Annotated in this window: 19 protein-coding genes; 15 read left to right on the top strand and 4 right to left on the bottom strand. The window is 61.4% G+C overall.

Annotated features, from left to right (window positions below; genetic code table 11):
• Positions 1-46: 46 nt before the first annotated feature.
• A complete protein-coding gene (ftsK, locus tag OEG79_RS11075; protein ID WP_413247502.1) occupies positions 47-2,452 on the bottom strand; it encodes a DNA translocase FtsK in 2,406 nt (801 codons plus the stop codon).
• 194 nt (positions 2,453-2,646) lie between these two features.
• Between ftsK and trxB the strand changes: the two genes are divergently transcribed.
• From trxB to infA, 4 genes are all read left to right on the top strand, one after another.
• Positions 2,647-3,597 carry a thioredoxin-disulfide reductase gene (gene trxB, locus OEG79_RS11080; RefSeq protein WP_264145082.1) on the top strand — a complete coding sequence of 317 codons (951 nt, stop codon included), beginning with the start codon at positions 2,647-2,649 and terminating at the stop codon, positions 3,595-3,597.
• Positions 3,598-3,652: 55 nt separating this feature from the next.
• Positions 3,653-4,333, top strand: coding sequence for a leucyl/phenylalanyl-tRNA--protein transferase (aat, locus tag OEG79_RS11085; RefSeq protein WP_264145083.1), 681 nt, complete (start codon positions 3,653-3,655; stop codon positions 4,331-4,333).
• Positions 4,334-4,387: 54 nt separating this feature from the next.
• The gene (locus tag OEG79_RS11090) at positions 4,388-5,095 is read left to right on the top strand and encodes an arginyltransferase (RefSeq protein ID WP_264145084.1); all 708 of its coding nucleotides are present in this window, start codon (positions 4,388-4,390) and stop codon (positions 5,093-5,095) included.
• Between the two features lie 137 nt (positions 5,096-5,232).
• Positions 5,233-5,451 carry a translation initiation factor IF-1 gene (infA, locus tag OEG79_RS11095; protein WP_002553999.1) on the top strand — a complete coding sequence of 73 codons (219 nt, stop codon included), beginning with the start codon at positions 5,233-5,235 and terminating at the stop codon, positions 5,449-5,451.
• Positions 5,452-5,540: 89 nt separating this feature from the next.
• Here infA and clpA read toward each other — a convergent pair whose 3' ends face one another.
• Both clpA and clpS read right to left on the bottom strand, forming a co-directional pair.
• Positions 5,541-7,811, bottom strand: a complete 2,271-nt coding sequence (gene clpA, locus OEG79_RS11100) for an ATP-dependent Clp protease ATP-binding subunit ClpA (RefSeq protein ID WP_264145085.1) — start codon at positions 7,809-7,811, stop codon at positions 5,541-5,543.
• 29 nt (positions 7,812-7,840) lie between these two features.
• Positions 7,841-8,203, bottom strand: coding sequence for an ATP-dependent Clp protease adapter ClpS (gene clpS, locus OEG79_RS11105; RefSeq protein ID WP_003460431.1), 363 nt, complete (start codon positions 8,201-8,203; stop codon positions 7,841-7,843).
• Between the two features lie 231 nt (positions 8,204-8,434).
• Between clpS and cspD the strand changes: the two genes are divergently transcribed.
• Complete coding sequence (cspD, locus tag OEG79_RS11110; protein WP_264145086.1) at positions 8,435-8,704, top strand: cold shock domain-containing protein CspD; 270 nt, start codon at positions 8,435-8,437, stop codon at positions 8,702-8,704.
• Between the two features lie 101 nt (positions 8,705-8,805).
• Here the strand turns inward: cspD and icd are convergent, their stop codons facing one another.
• Positions 8,806-10,062, bottom strand: coding sequence for an NADP-dependent isocitrate dehydrogenase (gene icd, locus OEG79_RS11115; RefSeq protein ID WP_264145087.1), 1,257 nt, complete (start codon positions 10,060-10,062; stop codon positions 8,806-8,808).
• Between the two features lie 360 nt (positions 10,063-10,422).
• Here icd and OEG79_RS11120 point away from each other — a divergent pair, with 360 nt between their 5' ends.
• The 10 genes from OEG79_RS11120 (at position 10,423) to OEG79_RS11165 (ending at position 20,644) form a co-directional block, all read left to right on the top strand.
• Positions 10,423-12,651, top strand: coding sequence for an NADP-dependent isocitrate dehydrogenase (locus OEG79_RS11120; RefSeq protein WP_264145088.1), 2,229 nt, complete (start codon positions 10,423-10,425; stop codon positions 12,649-12,651).
• A gap of 122 nt (positions 12,652-12,773) precedes the next feature.
• Positions 12,774-13,214, top strand: coding sequence for an NUDIX hydrolase (locus OEG79_RS11125; protein ID WP_264145089.1), 441 nt, complete (start codon positions 12,774-12,776; stop codon positions 13,212-13,214).
• Between the two features lie 197 nt (positions 13,215-13,411).
• Positions 13,412-14,524: a tRNA 2-thiouridine(34) synthase MnmA gene (gene mnmA, locus OEG79_RS11130; protein ID WP_264145090.1), complete on the top strand. Its 1,113-nt coding sequence runs from the start codon at positions 13,412-13,414 to the stop codon at positions 14,522-14,524.
• The gene (hflD, locus tag OEG79_RS11135; protein WP_264145091.1) at positions 14,521-15,141 is read left to right on the top strand and encodes a high frequency lysogenization protein HflD; all 621 of its coding nucleotides are present in this window, start codon (positions 14,521-14,523) and stop codon (positions 15,139-15,141) included. Before mnmA ends, hflD begins: the two co-directional genes overlap by 4 nt.
• 2 nt (positions 15,142-15,143) lie before the next feature.
• A complete protein-coding gene (locus tag OEG79_RS11140) occupies positions 15,144-16,007 on the top strand; it encodes a DMT family transporter (protein WP_264145092.1) in 864 nt (287 codons plus the stop codon).
• Between the two features lie 147 nt (positions 16,008-16,154).
• Entirely contained in the window at positions 16,155-17,525 is a 1,371-nt protein-coding gene (gene purB, locus OEG79_RS11145) for an adenylosuccinate lyase (protein WP_264148710.1), read from the top strand.
• 78 nt (positions 17,526-17,603) lie between these two features.
• Positions 17,604-18,770, top strand: a complete 1,167-nt coding sequence (locus tag OEG79_RS11150; RefSeq protein ID WP_264145093.1) for a cupin domain-containing protein — start codon at positions 17,604-17,606, stop codon at positions 18,768-18,770.
• Positions 18,763-19,188, top strand: a complete 426-nt coding sequence (locus OEG79_RS11155; RefSeq protein WP_264145094.1) for a GNAT family N-acetyltransferase — start codon at positions 18,763-18,765, stop codon at positions 19,186-19,188. Before OEG79_RS11150 ends, OEG79_RS11155 begins: the two co-directional genes overlap by 8 nt.
• Before the next feature lie 8 nt (positions 19,189-19,196).
• Positions 19,197-19,838 (top strand): histone acetyltransferase HPA2, encoded by a 642-nt coding sequence (locus tag OEG79_RS11160; protein WP_264145095.1) that lies wholly within the window; start codon positions 19,197-19,199, stop codon positions 19,836-19,838.
• A complete protein-coding gene (locus tag OEG79_RS11165; protein ID WP_264145096.1) occupies positions 19,835-20,644 on the top strand; it encodes a secretin N-terminal domain-containing protein in 810 nt (269 codons plus the stop codon). The genes OEG79_RS11160 and OEG79_RS11165 overlap by 4 nt, the downstream gene beginning before the upstream one ends.
• Positions 20,645-20,662 lie beyond the last annotated feature (18 nt).

Here is a 20,662-nt window from a genome sequence, read left to right on the forward strand (position 1 = left end):
ACCCTGTAGACCGCGGATTCAGTGCTTTATCCGCGGCGCGCAACACTCAGTCACGCGATGAGCCCGGCGCCAGAACCTCGCGCGAGCCATTGGTATTCATCGAGCTGACCACACCGGCCATCTCCATCGCCTCGATCATGCGCGCGGCGCGGTTGTAGCCGATCTTCAGCTTGCGCTGCACGGCGGAAATGGAGGCGCGGCGGCTTTCCAGCACGAAATTGACGGCTTCGTCGTACAGCGGGTCCTCCTCGCTGCCCTCACCGCCTTCGCCGCCACCGCCTTCGAAGCCGCTGCCACTCTCTTCGACGCCCGCGAGGATGTCCTCGATGTAGTCCGGAGCGCCGCGCTGTTTCCAGGCCTCGACCACGCGATGTACTTCGTCGTCAGAGACGAAGGCACCATGCACGCGAATCGGCAGACCGGTACCGGGTGGCAGGTAGAGCATGTCACCATGGCCAAGCAGCTGTTCGGCGCCACCCTGATCGAGGATGGTGCGCGAGTCGATCTTGCTCGATACCTGGAAGGCCATGCGAGTCGGGATGTTGGCCTTGATCAGGCCGGTGATCACGTCCACCGACGGACGCTGGGTGGCGAGGATCAGGTGGATACCGGCCGCACGGGCCTTCTGCGCGATACGCGCGATCAGCTCTTCGACCTTCTTGCCGACTATCATCATCATGTCGGCGAATTCGTCGACCACCACGACAATGGTCGGCAGCGTCTTCAGGTGAGGCGGTTCGTCTTCCATCGACTCGCGCTTGTACAGCGGGTCATGCAGCGGCGTGCCGGCTTCGATGGCGTCCTTCACCTTGCGGTTGAAGCCGGCCAGGTTACGCACGCCCATGGCAGCCATCAGCTTGTAGCGGCGCTCCATCTCGGCAACCGACCAGCGCAGCGCATTGGCGGCTTCCTTCATGTCGGTGACTACCGGGCAAAGCAGGTGCGGAATGCCCTCGTAGATCGACAACTCGAGCATCTTCGGGTCGATCATGATCATCCGCGCCTCTTCCGGCGTGGACTTGAACAGGATCGACAGAATCATCGCGTTGACGCCCACCGACTTACCGGAACCGGTGGTACCGGCTACCAGCAGGTGCGGCATCTTGGCCAGATCCGCAATGACCGGGCGCCCGCCAATGTCATGGCCCAGCGCCAGGGTGACTGGCGACTTGGCGTCGTCGTACTCGCTCGACGACAGCACCTCGGAGAAGCGCACGATCTGCCGGTCTTCGTTGGGCACCTCGATACCCACGGTGGTCTTGCCGGGAATCACCTCGACCACACGCACGCTGACCATGGCCATCGAACGCGCCAGATCCTTGGCCAGATTGGAAATGCGGCTGACTTTCACCCCGGCAGCGGGCTGGATTTCGAAACGGGTAATCACCGGGCCGGGATGTACGGACTCGACCACCACATCGACGCCGAACTCCTTGAGCTTGATCTCCAGCAGACGCGACATGGCCTCCAGCGACTCGGGAGAGAACTGCTTCTGTTTCTTCTCGGCGACGTCGAGGATAGAAATCGGCGGCAGGCTGCCTTCGATGGCGGTATCAACGAACAGTGGCGCCTGTTTTTCCTTGAGTACACGCTTGCTCGGCTCGGCTGCCTTGGGCGGGGCTGGCGGGGTAATGACAGGTGCCGGACGCTTCTCACGCTCGCTCATGTGCTTGCTCAGCGATTCTTCGCGTTCGAGCAGGCGCTCCTTGACCTTGGCCTGCTCGCGACGATCCGAAACCACCGGCGCAGCCACCTCGGTGACCCGCTCGTCCAGTTCGCGCAGTTGAGTCTTCATCTGTTTGCGTTCGTTGCGGGCATTCCACCAACTGGTGATGGCGCCGTGGATCAGCTCGATCAGATCCAGCGTGATCTTGCCCGTCAGATCCATTACGCGGAACCAGGACAGATCGGTGAATACCGTCAGCCCGAACAGGAACAGCGCCAGGAACAGCAGCGTGCTGCCCTGCACGTTCAGCGCGTGCACTGCCAGGTCGCCCAGGCTGGCACCGAGCATGCCACCACCAGATCCCTGCATGCCAGGGGCAGCCGTGAAATGAATGTCACCCAGCGCGGAACCGGAAAGAATCAGGAAAACCAGGCCAATGCTGTGCCAGGAAAACAGCCAGCCGTTCCAGTGCCAGGGTTGATTGCGGGTGCGGAAGACCTGCCAGGTCTTGGCAGCCAACAGGAGAGGAAAGATATAGGCGAAATAACCCAGAGCACCGAACAGCGCACTGGAAAGCCAGGCACCAATGCTGCCGCCGGCATTGATGATGCGTTCGACCTGCACACTGTTGTCCCATGCCGGATCGGCAACGTTATAGGTCAACAGCGCCATCAGCACGTAGAGACACATCGCCCCCAGGGCGATCAATGCGCCTTCCTTCAGTCGATACTGAAGTTTCTGGCGCCAATCGGTGATCTGGGTGGTGGAATTCTTCAAAACAGCCATTTCCTGCGCCTCTGGCGCGTCCATCTGATGGTTAACCGCAGAAGCGGCCTATTGTAGGGCCAGCCTGACAAGTAGGCCAATCAGCGCGCTCCCGCACCTGCCCTGCTTCGGTGTAGCATAGCCGCCAGCAGCTTCCATGCGGCTCAATTGGAGCACGCATTCTCTTTTGTGACAAAGGCTTATGGGGTTTTTTTATGAGCGAAGTCAAGCATTCCCGCCTGATCATCCTGGGTTCCGGCCCTGCCGGTTACAGCGCAGCGGTTTACGCCGCCCGCGCCAATCTCAAACCCGTCGTGATCACCGGCATCCAGCCTGGCGGCCAGCTCACCACCACCACCGAAGTGGACAACTGGCCGGGTGACGTCGAAGGCCTTACCGGCCCGGCACTGATGGAGCGCATGCAGAAGCACGCCGAGCGCTTCGACACCGAGATCATCTACGACCACATCCATACCGCCGAGTTGCAGAGTCGCCCCTTCGTACTCAAGGGTGATAGCGGCACCTACAGCTGTGACGCACTGATCATCGCCACCGGCGCAAGCGCCCAGTATCTCGGCCTGCCGTCGGAAGAAGCCTTCTCCGGCAAGGGTGTTTCGGCCTGCGCCACCTGCGACGGTTTCTTCTATCGCAACCAGGTGGTCGCCGTGATCGGCGGCGGCAACACCGCTGTCGAAGAAGCGCTGTACCTGTCGAACATCGCCAAGGAAGTGCACCTGGTACACCGCCGCGACAAGCTGCGCTCGGAGAAGATTCTGCAGGACAAGCTGTTCGACAAGGTCGAAAACGGCAACATGCGCCTGCACTGGAACCACACACTAGACGAAGTGCTCGGCGACCAGAGCGGCGTGACCGGCGTACGTCTGAAGAGCACCGTCGACGGCAGCACCAAGGAGCTGGTCTTGGCCGGCGTGTTCATTGCCATTGGTCACAAACCCAACACCGAGCTGTTCGTCGGCCAGCTGGACATGCATGACGGCTATCTGAAGATCAAAGGTGGCAGCGAAGGCAACGCCACTGCCACCAGTATCGAGGGCGTATTCGCCGCTGGCGACGTGGCCGATCATGTCTATCGCCAGGCCATCACCTCGGCCGGCGCCGGCTGCATGGCTGCCCTGGACGTCGAGAAGTTCCTCGACAGCAACTGATGGATCAGGGCGAGCCGCTGCGCTTGCCCTCCCCTGCCCCGCCGGACAAGTGCACATGCTCACCTGGCTGCAACGTGACTCCCTGGAGTTCCCGCCACTGACCAAGGCCATGCGCGAGCCAAACGGCCTCCTGGCTGCTGGCGGCGATCTGAGCGTCGACCGCCTGATCAGCGCCTATCGGCATGGCTGCTTTCCTTGGTTCCAGGATGGCCAGCCGATTCTCTGGTGGTCACCAGACCCGCGCACTGTGCTCTTCCCTGAAGAGCTCCACGTATCCCGCAGCCTGGCCAAGCTCCTGCGCCAACAACGCTATCGCGTCACCTTCGATCAGGACTTCGCGGCCGTCATAGCCGCCTGCGCAGCACCGCGCTCATACGCCGACGGTACCTGGATCACCCGCGGCATGCAGGAAGCCTATCTGCAGCTGCATCAACGCGGTGTCGCTCATTCGGTCGAGGTCTGGCAGGACGGAGAACTTGTCGGCGGTCTTTACGGCCTGGCCATGGGCCAGCTGTTCTTCGGCGAATCCATGTTCAGCCGCGCCGACAACGCCTCCAAGGTCGGCTTTGCCACCCTCGTCGGCAAACTACGGCAATGGGGCTTCGTACTCATTGACTGCCAGATGCCCACCCAGCACCTACACAGCTTTGGCGCCAGGGCCATACCGCGCGCCCGCTTCGCCGGCTATCTGCAACAGCATCTCGACATCCCGAGCCAAGCCGACTGGCTCGCCTAGTCGCACAGGCGAGCCTGGCTTACACTCTTAGTCAGGCTTTTTCGAGATTTCGCCATGACCGAGCTGGCCCGCCTGAAGTTCTACGCCACTCAACCCCATCCATGCAGCTATCTGCCGGAAGAGCAGGCCACCACCCTGTTTCTCGACCCCAGTCAGCCCATGGACGTGCTGGTCTATGCCGAACTGTCGGAACTGGGCTTTCGCCGCAGTGGCGATCACCTCTATCGCCCCCACTGTCAGCAGTGCACCGCCTGCATTCCGGCACGCATACCGGCTGCACGCTTCACACCCAACCGGCAACAGCGCCGCATCCTCAAACGCAATGAAGACATCGTCGTTCGCTGCGTACGCCCGGCATTCACCGAGGAGTACTACGACCTCTATGTACGCTATATCGAGCAGCGACATGCAGACGGCGACATGTACCCCCCCAGCCGCGAGCAGTTTTCCACCTTCCTGGTGCGCGACCTGCCTTTCTCGCGCTTCTATGAATTTCGTCTGCAGGGCCGACTGGTCGCCATTGCCGTGACAGATCTTCTGCCCAACGGCCTATCGGCGGTTTACACCTTCTACGATCCGGACGAGGAACGCCGCAGCCTGGGCCGCTTCGCCATTCTCTGGCAGATCGCCGAGACCGAGCGCCAAGGGCTGGATGCCGTCTATCTCGGCTACTGGATCAAGAACTGCCGCAAGATGAACTACAAGACCCAGTACCGCCCGATCGAGCTCTTCGTCAATCAGCGCTGGACGCTGCTGACCTAGCAACCACGATGACCATCCATCCAGCTCGACAATCCAAGCCCCTTGGCGCAGCCCCCTGTTTTCGGGCACAATGCACGCCGCTTTTGCCTGGCGCCAGTTGCACCGGGCCATTTCCTGGATACCGAGGGCTTTACTGCATGTCGAAAGAAGACAGCTTCGAAATGGAAGGCACTGTCGTCGACACCCTGCCCAACACCATGTTCCGCGTGGAGTTGGAAAACGGGCACGTCGTTACCGCGCACATCTCCGGCAAGATGCGCAAGAACTACATCCGCATTCTCACTGGTGACAAGGTGCGCGTTGAGCTGACGCCTTATGACTTGAGCAAGGGCCGCATTACCTACCGCGCCCGTTAAGCCAAGCACCAAAAGAAAACGCCCGGCATCTGCCGGGCGTTTTCGTTGGCTTGGCGAAAGCCGCTGGCTTTCGCCAAGCAACCGTTCGATCAGGCAACCTCCGCCGCCGTCTCGAACTCGAAGCTGGGTTCGCCATCCTTGATGTCGACGTGCACCACGCCGCCATGCTCGGCCAGTTCGCCGAACAGGATCTCCTCCGCCAGCGGACGCTTGATCTTGTCCTGGATCAGACGCGCCATCGGTCGCGCGCCCATGGCCACATCGTAGCCACGTTCGGCCAGCCAGCTGCGCGCCGCGTCGCTGACTTCCAGCGTGACGCGCTTGTCCTCCAGCTGCGCCTGCAGTTCGGTGAGGAACTTGTCGACGATACTCTTGATGGTCTCGTGACTCAGGCGGCCGAACTGGATGATGGTATCCAGGCGGTTGCGGAACTCCGGCGTGAAGCTTTTCTTGATGACTTCCATGGCATCGGTGGAGTGATCCTGCTGGGTGAACCCGATCGATGCACGCGACGCAGTTTCCGCGCCGGCGTTGGTAGTCATGATCAGGATCACGTTGCGGAAGTCCGCCTTGCGCCCGTTGTTGTCGGTCAGCGTACCGTGGTCCATCACCTGCAGCAGCAGGTTGAAGACTTCCGGGTGCGCCTTCTCGATCTCATCGAGCAGCAGCACACAGTGCGGTTGCTTGGTGATCGCTTCGGTCAGCAGACCGCCCTGGTCGAAACCGACATAACCGGGCGGCGCACCGATCAGACGCGAGACGGTATGGCGCTCCATGTACTCGGACATGTCGAAACGCACCAGCTCGATGCCCATGGCCTTGGCCAGCTGCCGAGCGGCCTCGGTCTTGCCCACGCCGGTAGGACCGGCAAAGAGGAAGGAACCGACCGGCTTGTCCGGTGCCTTGAGACCAGCACGCGACAGTTTGATCGCGGTTGCCAGCGAGTCGATGGCGGCGTCCTGACCGAATACGGTAAGTTTCAGGTCACGCTCCAGGTTACGCAGCAACTCCTTGTCGGAGCTGGACACATGCTTCGGTGGAATGCGTGCGATCTTCGCAACGATGTCCTCGACCTGCGCCACATCGATACGCGCCACGCGCTTGTCTTCCGGCTGCAGACGCTGATAGGCACCTGCCTCGTCGATCACGTCGATGGCCTTGTCCGGCATGTGCCGGTCATTGATATAGCGCGCAGCCAGTTCGGCCGCCGCGCGCAGAGCTTCGTCGCTGTACTCGATATGATGGTGCTGCTCGAAACGTGCCTTCAGGCCCTTGAGGATGCCGTAGGTGTCGTCCACCGATGGCTCGACCACGTCGACCTTCTGGAAGCGGCGCGCCAGAGCACGGTCCTTCTCGAAGATGCCGCGAAACTCCTGGAAGGTAGTGGAACCGATGCAGCGAATCTCGCCCGATGACAGCATCGGCTTGAGCAGATTGGATGCATCCATGACCCCGCCCGACGCCGCGCCGGCACCAATGATGGTGTGAATCTCATCGATGAAGAGGATGGCATGCGGGCGTTTGCGCAGCTCGTTGAGCAGTGCCTTGAGGCGTTTCTCGAAATCGCCGCGGTACTTGGTACCGGCCAGCAGTGCGCCCAGGTCGAGGGAATAGACCACGCTGTCGGCCAGCAGATCAGGCACCTGCTCATCGACGATGCGCTTGGCCAGACCTTCGGCGATAGCGGTCTTGCCGACACCGGCCTCGCCAACCAGCAGCGGATTGTTCTTGCGCCGCCGAGCCAGGATCTGGGCGACGCGCTCGACCTCGTGCTCGCGCCCTACCAGCGGGTCGATTCGACCCTGGCGGGCCAGTTCGTTGAGGTTGCTGGCGTAGGCATCCAGCGGATTGCCGGAGGTGGACGATTCGCCGCCCTCCTCATCCTGCATATCCTGATCACTTTCGTGATGCTCGCCATGCCCCGGCACCTTGGAAATACCATGGGCGATGTAGTTGACCACATCGATGCGGGCGACGCTCTGCTGCTTGAGCAGGAATACCGCCTGACTTTCCTGCTCGCTGAAAATTGCCACCAGCACATTGGCGCCGGTCACTTCTCGCTTGCCGGAGCTCTGCACATGGAAGACGGCACGCTGCAGTACACGCTGGAAGCCCAGCGTCGGCTGAGTCTCGCGGTCCTCATCGTGCTGAGGAATCAGGGGCGTGGTGGAGTCGATGAATTCCTGCAGATCATGGCGCAGCTTGTCGAGATTGGCCCCGCAGGCCCGCAGCACACTGGCTGCTGCTTCATTATCCAGCAAGGCAAGCAGCAAATGTTCAACCGTCATGAATTCATGACGCTTGGCGCGGGCCTCCTTGAAAGCCAGATTGAGGGTGACTTCGAGCTCTCGATTCAACATAGCTTCACCTCATACCCAAGTGGCCGGCGTTAACCGTCCTTCTCTATTTCACAGAGTAGCGGATGTTGGCTCTCACGCGCGTACTGGTTGACCTGCATTGCCTTGGTCTCCGCAATATCACGGGTGTACACACCGCACACCGCACGTCCCTCTGTATGAACGGCCAACATGATCTTGGTCGCCAGCTCCCGGTTCATGCCGAAAAACGTTTCAAGCACTTCGACGACGAAATCCATCGGGGTGTAGTCGTCATTGAATAAGACCACCTTGTACATCGGTGGTGCCTGCAATGCTGGCTTGGATTCCTGAACAGCAATGCCAGAGGAGTCATCCTCATGCTCTGCCGGGTGATCCTGATTGAATGTTAGTCGAATCTGGCTACTTGCATGCATGCTGAAATCAGAGGTTCGAGGCCGGGCGAACGGGGATGCTAGAGGGATTTTGACTGACTTCTCAGCCATCCGCCGTATAGCCTTGACTAACGGCAAAAGGGTGTTACAACAAAAGAATACCCATTCGCGGGTATCAGGGATTCCACGTCTTCGCCCAGCCTGGTTGGTTATCGCGTGGAATCGAAGTGGATGATACTCCAGAGATGGAGTCCTTTGCAGAGGGATATCAGCATGCTCAGCGGTAAGGTCAAGTGGTTCAACAACGCTAAAGGCTATGGATTCATCCTGGCCGACGGCCGAGATGAGGACCTGTTCGCCCACTACTCGGCCATCCAGATGGACGGTTACAAAACGCTCAAGGCCGGTCAGTCGGTCCGTTTCGAGATCGTGCAAGGCCCCAAAGGACTGCATGCGGTCAACATCAGTACGGCCAGCGTCACTCAGGAGCCCCCTGCACCGGCCACCCAGACTCAGAACATCGCGAGCACTGTCGAAGTCTGAGTATTCAGATCCAAACTCTCATTGACTCGTAAGGCACATGGAAGGTGCCGATACGAAAAGGCCGGTCTGGTGACCGGCCTTTTTATTACGCCAAAATCAGCTTACATATGGCTGATCATCGCATCGCCGAACTCCGAGCAGGACAGCAGTTTTGCTCCGTCCATCAGGCGTTCGAAGTCATAGGTCACCGTCTTGGCCGCAATGGCGCCATTGGTGCCCTTGATAATCAGATCGGCGGCTTCGGCCCAGCCCATGTGACGCAGCATCATCTCGGCAGAGAGAATGACCGAGCCGGGGTTGACCTTGTCCTGGCCGGCATACTTGGGCGCCGTACCGTGAGTGGCCTCGAACATGGCGACCGAATCGGACAGGTTGGCGCCGGGTGCGATGCCAATGCCGCCCACCTCGGCCGCCAGGGCGTCCGACAGATAGTCACCATTGAGGTTGAGCGTGGCGATCACATCATATTCGGCCGGACGCAGCAGGATCTGCTGCAGCATGGCGTCGGCAATCACATCCTTGACCACAATGTTCTTGCCGGTGCGCGGATTCTTGAACTGCATCCACGGGCCACCATCGAGCAACTCAGCGCCGAACTCGTCGCGGGCGATCTCGTAGCCCCATTCCTTGAAGGCACCTTCGGTGAACTTCATGATGTTGCCCTTGTGCACCAGGGTCACCGAGCTGCGGTCGTTGTCGACGGCGTACTGCAGCGCCTTGCGCACCAGGCGCTTGGTACCGGCCTCGGAAACCGGCTTGATACCGATGCCGCACATGTCGGTGAAACGGATCTTCTTGACGCCCATTTCCTCGGTGAGGAACTTGATGACCTTTTCGGCCTCGGGGCTGCCAGCCTTCCACTCGACGCCGGCGTAGATGTCTTCCGAGTTTTCGCGAAAGATCACCATATCCACGTCACCCGGCTTCTTCACCGGGCTGGGTACACCTTCGAACCAGCGCACCGGACGCAGGCAGACATAGAGGTCGAGTTCCTGGCGCAGCGCCACGTTCAGTGAGCGGATACCACCACCCACAGGCGTGGTCAGCGGCCCCTTGATGGAGACCACGTAATCACGCACGGCCTCCAGGGTTTCTTTCGGCAGCCAGGTGTCCCGATCGTAAACCTGAGTGGCCTTCTCACCGGCATAAACTTCCATCCAAGAAATCTTGCGGGCGCCGCCGTAGGCTTTTTCGACGGCTGCGTCGACCACCTTGATCATCACCGGCGAGATATCGGCACCGATACCATCACCCTCAATGAACGGAATGATCGGATTGTCCGGAACATTCAGCGACATATCGGCATTGACGGTGATTTTGTCACCGCTGGCTGGCACCTGGATCTTTTGGTATCCCATGCTGGACTCCATCTTGTGGTTAGACAGTGTGCATCCCCGAGAGTAGCGCAAACCGCTCGCAGAGACACATGTGCAAAGGTCTTATTCAACTGGGCATTCTGTGGCGAGGTGCCGCAGTGGTATACTGGTTAGGTGACTAACGAGTCATAAGGGGCCACCTGTCTGGAACCAGACAGCAACCTCTTGAAACCGGTACACGGCCACCGCTGTCTGCCGGATCGAAATGCTCGACACTCTACGGGTGCATCCAACATCACCGCGGCGAGTCCTCGACCCGGCCCCGCCACCATGGGGCTCAGACGCCTACCAGTGCAGGTCGAGTTTCTATGCGCGCTCAGCAAACAAGAGAGTTAACGCTAAATGTCCACCCCTTCGAAGATCATCTACACCTTCACCGACGAAGCTCCAGCCCTTGCAACCTATTCGCTTCTGCCCATCGTGGAAGCCTTTGCCGCCTCGGCTGACATCTCCGTTGAAACCCGCGACATCTCTCTTGCTGGACGGATCCTGGCAAGCTTTGCCGACCGCCTGGATGCTGACAAACGCGTCGAAGACGACCTGGCCAAACTGGCCGAACTGACCCTGCAGCCCGATGCAAACATCATCAAGCTGCCGAACATCAGTGCCTCGGTACCCCAGCTCAAGGCTGCCATTGCCGAGCTGCAGGCGCAGGGCTACAACATCCCGAACTTCCCGGAAGACCCGCAGACCGACGAAGAGAAGGAAGTTCGTGCGCGTTACGCCAAGATCCTCGGCAGCGCGGTGAACCCGGTTCTGCGCGAAGGCAACTCCGACCGTCGCGCTCCGGCCGCGGTCAAGGCCTACGCCCGCAAGCACCCGCACAGCATGGGCAAGTGGAGCATGGCTTCGCAGTCCCACGCCGACTACATGCGCGGTGGCGACTTCTTCTCCAGCGAACAGTCGATCACCATGGCCAAGGCCGGTGACGTTCGCATCGAATTCGTCGGCAAGGACGGCAAGGTCGAGCTCAAGAAACAGCTGGCCCTGCAGGAAGGCGAAGTGTTCGACAGCATGTTCATGAGCTGCCGCAAGCTGCGCGACTTCTTCGAGAAGACCCTGCAAGACTGCAAGGAAACCGGCGTAATGTGGTCCCTGCACGTCAAGGCGACCATGATGAAGGTTTCCCACCCGATCGTCTTCGGCCACGCCGTCACCGTCTACTACAAGGACGTGTTCGACAAGTACGGCAAGCTGTTCGAAGAGCTGGGCGTCAACCCGAACAACGGCATCAGCAGCGTCTACGACAAGATCAAGGTGCTGCCTGCCTCGCAGCAGGAAGAGATCCTCCATGACATCCACGAGGTCTACGCTCATCGCCCGGAAATGGCCATGGTCGACTCGGTCAAGGGCATCACCAACCTGCACATTCCGAGCGACGTGATCGTCGACGCCTCGATGCCGGCGATGATCCGCAACTCCGGTCAGATGTGGGGCAAGGACGGCAAGCAGAAAGACACCAAGGCCGTCATGCCTGAGAGCACCTACGCTCGCATCTATCAGGAAATGATCAACTTCTGCAAAACCAACGGTGCATTCGACCCGACCACCATGGGCAGCGTGCCGAACGTCGGCCTGATGGCGCAAAAGGCCGAGGAATACGGCTCCCACGACAAGACCTTCGAAATGACCGCCGACGGCACCATGCGCGTCGTAGCGGCCGACGGCACCGTGCTGATGCAGCACGAAGTCGAGGCTGGTGACATCTGGCGTGCCTGCCAGACCAAGGACGCCCCGATCCGCGACTGGGTCAAGCTGGCCGTTACCCGTGCCCGTCAGTCCAACACCCCGGCCATCTTCTGGCTGGACCCGGAGCGCGCTCACGATCGTGAACTGCAGAAGAAGGTCGAGCTGTATCTGAAAGATCACGACCTGAGCGGTCTGGACATCCGCATGATGGGCTACAACGAAGCCATCCGCGTATCTATGGAGCGCATGATCCGCGGCCAGGACACCATCTCGGTGACCGGCAACGTACTGCGTGACTACCTGACCGATCTGTTCCCGATCATGGAACTGGGCACCTCGGCCAAGATGCTGTCCATCGTTCCGCTGATGGCTGGCGGCGGCATGTACGAAACCGGCGCAGGCGGTTCGGCGCCCAAGCATGTGCAACAGCTGGTCGAAGAGAACTACCTGCGCTGGGATTCCCTGGGCGAGTTCCTGGCCCTGGCCGTGTCGCTGGAAGAAACCGGCATCAAGACCGACAACGCCAAGGCCAAGGTACTGGGCAAGACCCTGGACCAGGCTACCGGCAAGCTGCTGGACAACAACAAGTCCCCGGCGCGCAAGGTTGGTGAAATCGACAACCGCGGCAGCCACTTCTACCTGGCGCTGTACTGGGCACAAGCCCTGGCCGAGCAGAACGACGACGCCGAGCTGAAGGCCCACTTCGCTCCGCTGGCCAAGCAGCTGACCGAGCAGGAAGCGACCATCGTTGCCGAACTGGCTGCCGTACAGGGCAAGCCGGCCGACATCGGCGGCTACTACCGCTCCAACCCTGAGCTGACCAGCAAGGTGATGCGCCCAAGCGCCACCTTCAACGCCGCTCTGGCTGCACTGAATGCCTGATAAGGCTTGAGTGCCCAAAGAACCCCGGCCTGGCGCCGGGGTTCTTTTTTTAGCGCAGAACTTTCACGAGCAGTACTCGCCCCTGCACAATCCTGCTCATTGATCTTCTCCGGAGCACCGAAATGGACTGGCAACCCCATATCACCGTGGCCACGGTGATCGAAGATGATGATCGCTTTCTCTTTGTCGAGGAATTCAAGGCTGGCCGCATGGTGCTCAACCAGCCGGCCGGACACCTGGAAGCCAACGAGTCGCTGCGCGACGCCGCGCTGCGTGAAACGCTCGAGGAAACCGGCTGGGATGTGGAGCTGACCGCCCTGCTTGGCATCTATCTGTATACCGCACCCAGCAATGGCGTGACCTATCAGCGCGTGTGCTTCAGTGCTCGCCCCGTGCAGCACAACCCCGAACGGGCACTGGACAGTGATATCAGCGGCATTACCTGGCTGACCCGCGACGAGCTGGCCGCACAGCCCGAGCGCTGGCGCAGCGAACTGGTCCTGCGCTGCGTGGACGACTACCTCGCCGGCGTCAGTGGGCCGCTGGACCTGCTGCGCGATTGATGGCACGCACCAGTCGTCGTCCAGAACGCTCTGAGCGCGTTCTCCAGCACCGCCGCGCAGGCTGAATAGCGGCGGCGCGCTCCAGCGAAAGCCGTACGTGAGCCTCCGTGGCAGCCCTCGCCAGCCGCCATCCTGTGGGGCTCGCCGAGGCTTTCTGGTAGACTCGGCAGTTTTTCAGGCTTCACTCGCAGACTCCCATGCAAGCACCTAGCACCCAACGCGTGATCGTCGGCATGTCCGGCGGCGTCGACTCGTCCGTTTCCGCCCTGCTGCTGCTGGAACAGGGCTATCAGGTCGAAGGCCTGTTCATGAAGAACTGGGACGAAGACGACGGCACCGAATACTGCACCGCCATGGACGACCTGGCCGACGCCCAGGCCGTATGCGACCGCATCGGCATCAAGTTGCACACCGCCAACTTCGCGGCTGAATACTGGGACAACGTGTTCGAGCATTTCCTGGCCGAGTACAAGGCCGGACGCACACCGAACCCGGACATCCTGTGCAACCGCGAAATCAAGTTCAAAGCCTTCCTCGACTATGCCCTGAGCCTCGGTGCCGACCTGATCGCCACCGGTCACTACGTGCGTCGCCGCGATATTGATGGCCGCACCGAACTACTCAAGGGCCTGGATCCGAACAAGGATCAGAGCTACTTCCTGCACGCAGTAGGCGGTGAGCAGATCGCCAAGACCCTGTTCCCGGTCGGCGAACTGGAAAAACCGCAGGTACGCGCCATCGCCGAGAAATACGAGCTGGCCACCGCGAAGAAGAAGGACTCGACCGGGATCTGCTTTATCGGCGAGCGCCGCTTCAGCGATTTCCTCAAGCAGTACCTGCCGGCTCAACCCGGGGATATCGAAACTACCGAAGGCCAGGTCATCGGCCGCCATCATGGCCTGATGTACCACACCATCGGTCAGCGCCAGGGCCTTGGCATCGGCGGCCTCAAGGACGCCAGCGACGATCCCTGGTACGTGCTGCGCAAGGACCTGTCGCGCAATGTACTGATCGTTGGCCAGGGCAACGAACACCCCTGGCTGTTCTCCCGCGCCCTGCTCGCCTCGGAGATCTACTGGGTCAATCCGGTGGACTTCAGCGCTCCGCGTCGCCTCACGGCCAAGGTGCGCTACCGCCAAAGTGATCAGCATTGCACCCTGGAGAAGACCGAGACCGGCTATCGCGCCGTATTCGACGAACCACAACGCGCCGTGACCCCGGGCCAGTCCGTGGTCTTCTATGACGGCGAGGTGTGCCTCGGCGGCGGCGTGATCGAAACAGCCGAAGCCTGGTACGAGGGCGCGCGATGAGCCCGGTGCAGGAACAGCTGGTCGCGCTCGGCGCGGTATTCGAAGCAGCCGTGCTGGCGGACAAGATCGCCCGCACCGGTCAGGTCAGTGAAGCGTCGATGAGCTGCATGCTCGGCAGCCTGCTGGTGCGCGATCCGGAGACCACGCTGGATGTGTACGGCGGTGACGACCTCAACCTGCGTGATGGCTATCGCGCGCTGATCAGCTCGCTGGAGCGCAATCCTTCCGCCCTGCAGCGTGAGCCGTTGCGTTATTCCCTGGCGATGATCGGCCTGGAACGCCAGCTGGATAAACGCAGCGACATGCTGCAGGTGATGGGCAGTCGCCTGGACCAGATACAGCAGCAGGTCGAGCATTTCGGCCTGGTTCATGACAATGTCATTGCCGCCTGCGGCGGCCTGTACCAGGACACCATCAGCACCTTCCGCCAGCGTATCCAGGTGCATGGCGACATGCGCTTTCTGCAGCAACCCAACAACGCGGCGAAAATTCGCGCGCTGTTGCTCGCTGGCATTCGCTCGGCGCGCCTCTGGCGCCAGCTCGGCGGCCACCGCTGGCAACTGGTGTTCAGCCGCGGCAAGCTGCTCAAAGAGCTCTACGAACTGACGCGAAACTGACCATGGAACCCGCCAGCCGCAGTGTCAAACCCCTTCAGGGTGCCCTGCTGCTGGCACTCTCGGCGCTGCTGTTCGCCTTCACCGGGGTCGGCATCCGCGAGATATCCGTCAGCGTCAACAACGAATCGGTGGTGTTCTTTCGCAACCTGGTCGGCGTGCTGTTCTTCCTGCCGCTGCTGCTGGTGCGCGGGGTCCGCCCTCTGCGCACGACACGACTGAAATCCCATCTGTGGCGCACCACCTATGGCCTGGCGGCGATGTACTGCTTCTTCTACGCCATCGCCCACCTGCCGCTGGCCGACGCCATGCTGTTCACCTACTCGGCGCCGGTGTTCACGCCACTTATCGCGCACTTCTGGCTCAAGGAACCACTGACTCGACGCATGCTGATCAGCAGCCTGATCGGCCTGTGCGGTGTACTGCTGGTGGCCAAACCCAGCTCAGCGCTATTCGAAGGCCCCGCCCTGATCGGCCTGGCCGCCAGCCTGATGGCTGCCTTCGCCTTCGTCTCGATCCGCGAGATGAGCGACACCGAGCCGGCCACCCGCATCGTTTTCTATTTCTCGCTGTTCAGCGCCCTGTTCTCCGCGATACCACTAGCCTGGAGCTGGCAACCGCTCGATGGCACGCAGTTGAGCTGGTTGCTGGTTATCGGGCTGCTGGCCACCGCCAGCCAGGTGATCATGTCTCGCGCCTACGGGCTGGCTCCGCCTGGGATCATTGGCCCGGTGGCCTACCTGGCCATCGTCTTCGCCGGCATCATCGCCTGGCTGCTCTGGAGCGAGACGCCGGACAGGCTCTCGCTGCTCGGCGCGACGCTGATCTTTGCCGCCAGTCTGTTATCGGTCGCAAGACGCAGGGCATAGGCGGCCAAGCGCCAGTTTTCATGTATGATATGCGCCCTTTTCGTCAGAGGCCGTCCAGGCACCTGAGCAACTGCCGGCTTCATCGGAGCCGGCGCGATGCACAGAGACCCGAACGGCTTTTCAGCCCGACAGCTCGAGAACGCCTACATGCAGCTTTCCTCGCTCACCGCGGTTTCCCCCGTCGACGGCCGCTACGCCGGCAAAACCAGCGCTCTGCGCCCCATCTTCAGCGAATACGGCCTGATCCGTAGCCGTGTACTGGTCGAAGTACGCTGGCTGCAGCGCCTCGCAGCGCACGAAGGCATCCCGGAAGTAGCGCCCTTCTCCGCCGAAGCCAATGCCCTGCTCAACGAGCTGGCAGAGAACTTCGCCGTCGAGCACGCCGAGCGCGTCAAGGAAATCGAACGCACCACCAACCATGACGTCAAGGCCGTCGAGTACCTGCTCAAGGAGCAGGCTGCCAAGCTGCCGGAACTGGACAAGGTCAGCGAGTTCATCCACTTCGCCTGCACCAGCGAGGACATCAACAACCTGTCCCATGCCCTGATGCTGCGCGAAGGCCGTGACAGCGTGCTGCTGCCGCTGATGAAGCAACTGGCCGACGCCATCCGCGAACTCGCGGTGAAGTTCGCCGACGTGCCGATGCTGTCGCGCACCCACGGTCAACCGGCCTCGCCAACCACCCTGGGCAAGGAGCTGGCCAACGTCGTCTACCGCCTGGAGCGCCAGATCGCTCAGGTAGCTGCCGTGCCGCTGCTGGGCAAGATCAACGGCGCCGTGGGCAACTACAACGCCCACCTGTCGGCCTACCCGAGCATCGACTGGGAAGCCAATGCCCGCCAGTTCATCGAGAACGACCTGGGCCTGACCTGGAACCCCTACACCACCCAGATCGAGCCGCACGACTACATCGCCGAACTGTTCGATGCCATCGCCCGCTTCAACACCATCCTGATCGATTTCGACCGCGACGTCTGGGGCTACATCTCCCTCGGTTACTTCAAGCAGAAGACCGTGGCCGGCGAAATCGGCTCCTCGACCATGCCGCACAAGGTCAACCCGATCGACTTCGAGAACTCCGAAGGCAACCTGGGCATCGCCAACGCCATCTTCCAGCACCTGGCCAGCAAACTGCCGATCTCCCGCTGGCAGCGCGACTTGACCGACTCCACCGTGCTGCGCAACCTGGGCGTCGGTTTCGCCCACAGCGTCATCGCATACGAGGCAAGCCTCAAGGGAATCAGCAAGTTGGAGCTTAATGCTCAACGTATTGCTGAAGACCTGGACGCCTGCTGGGAAGTGCTCGCAGAGCCGATCCAGACCGTCATGCGTCGCTACGCCATCGAGAACCCGTACGAGAAGCTCAAGGAGCTGACCCGCGGCAAGGGCATCAGCCCCGAGGCCCTGCTGGCCTTCATCGACGGCCTGGACATGCCGGCCGCCGCCAAGGAAGAGCTCAAGCAACTGACCCCGGCGCGCTACATCGGCAACGCCGTGGCCCAGGCCAAGCGCATCTGAGCGACAACAGCCGCAAGGACGCCCGGCTGAGCCGGGCGTTTTTGTTTTAAGGTTTTTATCTATTTCAAGGGCTTACTGATGAATCCTGATACTCCGCTGCAATTGCTGGGCGGCCTCACAGCCCGTGAATTCCTGCGCGACTACTGGCAGAAGAAGCCGCTGCTGGTGCGCCAGGCCATTCCTGATTTCGAAAGCCCGATCAGCCCCGACGAACTGGCCGGTCTGGCCCTGGAAGAGGAAGTCGAATCGCGCCTGGTGATCGAGCATGGCGAGCGTCCCTGGGAACTGCAGCGCGGCCCGTTCAACGAAGACACCTTCCAGGCGCTGCCCGAGCGCGACTGGACCCTGCTGGTGCAGGCCGTCGACCAGTTCGTCCCGGAAGTGGCCGAACTGCTGGAAGACTTCAAGTTCCTGCCCAAATGGCGCATCGACGACCTGATGATCAGTTTCGCCGCCCCCGGTGGCGGCGTCGGTCCGCATTTCGACAATTACGACGTATTCCTGCTGCAGGCTCACGGCCATCGCCGCTGGCAGATTGGCCAGATGTGCGATGCCGACAGCCCGCTGCTTCCCCACGCCGATCTGAAGATCCTGGCTCAATTCGAACCAACCGATGAATGGGTGCTGGCACCCGGCGACATGCTCTACCTGCCGCCCTGCCTCGCCCACTGTGGCACCGCTGAGGATGATTGCATGACCTATTCCGTGGGCTTCCGCGCGCCGAGCGCCGCTGAAGTACTGACCCATTTCACTGATTTCCTCGGCCAGTTCCTGCCCGATGAAGAGCGTTACAGCGACGCCGACATCCAGCCAAGCGAGGATCCCAACCAGATTCAGCGCGACGCCCTGGAGCGTCTCAAGGCCCTGCTCAACGAGCACATGAGCGACGAGCGCCTGCTGATGACCTGGTTTGGTCAGTTCATGACCGAGCCCAAATACCCGGAACTGGTGGCCGGCATCGAAATCGAGGAAGAAGAGTTCCTCGGCGCCCTGGAAGATGGCGCGATCATCATCCGCAATCCCAGCGCACGCATGGCCTGGTCGGAAGTCGGCGAAGACCTGGTACTGTTCGCCAGCGGCCAGAGCCGCCTGGTTTCCGCCAGCCTGCGCGAATTGCTGAAACTGATCTGCAGCGCCGATGCGTTACATGTGGAAAACCTCGGCGTCTGGCTGGCCAATGACGAGGGGCGTACCCTTCTGTGGGAACTGGTCAAACAAGGCAGCCTGGGATTCGCCGATGAGTGAGATCACTGTCCGTGTCGCGGACTGGCACAAGGACAACGCCGAGCTACGCCGTATCCGCGACAGCGTGTTCGTCGCCGAGCAATCGGTACCGCCGGAGCTGGAATGGGATGCCGAAGACGCCGAGGCCGTGCACTTTCTCGCCGAGGAAGGCGATTACCCGGTGGGTACCGCCCGCCTGTTGCCGGACGGCCATATCGGTCGCGTCTCGGTACTCAGGGACTGGCGCGGCCTCAAGGTGGGCGAAAAACTGATGCAGGCGGTGATCGCCGAAGCGGAAAAACGCGGCCTGCATCAGCAAATGCTGACCGCCCAGGTGCACGCCACGCCGTTCTATGAAAGGCTAGGCTTCAGGATTGTCAGCGAGGAGTATCTCGACGCCGGCATTCCTCACGTGGATATGGTGCGTACCAGCCAATAGAGAACCGCATGAACGACAAAGACGCCCCGCTCGAACCGACCGATACGCCAGAGCCTGCTGAACTGGCCGCCATCGAATTCGAATCGCCGGGGCGTTTTGCCGTGCATAATCCGGAACCTGCGTCGCCCGATGCCGGCCAATGGGAGCCAGCTCCATTCGTCCTCGGCCAGCACGAGCGTCTGGAACGTTTCACCCAGCCGCAGGAGGCTCGCGCCCATGTGCTGGCATTGATCCAGCAGGCCCAGCGCAGCCTGTGCCTATACAGCGACGACCTGGAGCCCTGGCTCTACCATCACAGCAGCGTGCAGCAGGCCTGCACCCGCTTTCTGCTGAGCAGCCCGCGAGCACGCCTGCGCATCCTGCTGCGTGATCCGACTCGCGCAGTGAAGGAAGGCCATCGCCTGCTTACCCTTTCCCGCCGGCTGTCCTCCAACCTGCATATCCGCAAACTCAACCCGGATTATCCCGGCGATGAACTGGCCTTCCTGATTGCCGACGACAGAGGACTGTTGTTGCGCCCGGAACTCGACCAACAATCCGGCTACACCCTCTACAATGACCCGGCCCGCGTGCGTCAGCGCCAGACCCAGTTCGATCAGGCCTGGGATACCAGCATCACCGACCCCGACCTGCGGAGCTTCCTGCTATGACCCTGCGCACGCTGTTCGCCGCCCTGCTTCTCGGCCTGTGCCTGCCGCTGCAAGCAGCCACCGAGGTAATCCCGCTGAACTACCGTACGGCAGACGATGTGCTTGGTGTGGTGCAGTCAATGCTCGGCAGCGAGGGCAAGGTCAGCGCCTATGGCAACCAGCTGATCGTCAGTGCTTCGCCTGCCAGGATCGGTGAAGTTCGCGCGCTATTGCAGCAGCTGGACACCCGCCCGCGCCGTTTGCTGATCACAGTGGAAAGCACCGACAGCAACTACCGGAACGACCGCGGCTATCGCGTCGATGGCACCCTCGGCGCCGGCAATGCCGAGGTGCAGGTCGGCCGTGGCGAAGTCAACGGACGCGACCAGGTACGCATCATCCGCCGCAGCACCGACAGCCGTGGCGGCGGAACCCAGCAGGTACAGGCCACCGAGGGCTACCCGGCGCTGATCCAGGTCGGCCAGAGCGTACCGCTGACCACCACCAGTACCGGCCCTTACGGCCAGGTTTACCGGGACACCCAGTATCGCGACGTGACTCGCGGCTTCTACGTGACGGCGAGCCTCAGCGGCGAGCTGGTGCATGTCTCCATCAGCAGCCAACGCGACCGGATGAATGATCACCGCCCTGGCGTTGTCGACGTGCAGACCACCGACACACGCGTCAGCGGCCGCCTCGGCGAATGGATAACCCTGGGCGGCGTCAGTGAGGAAACCAGCTCCAGCGGCCGCGACGTGTTGCGTCGGCAGACCACCCTGGGACGCGAAGACATGTCCTTGCGTCTCAAGGTCGAAGCCCTCGACTGACGCCCCCGACCAAAGTCG

The organism is Pseudomonas sp. Z8(2022), assembly GCF_025837155.1.
Lineage (GTDB): Bacteria > Pseudomonadota > Gammaproteobacteria > Pseudomonadales > Pseudomonadaceae > Aquipseudomonas.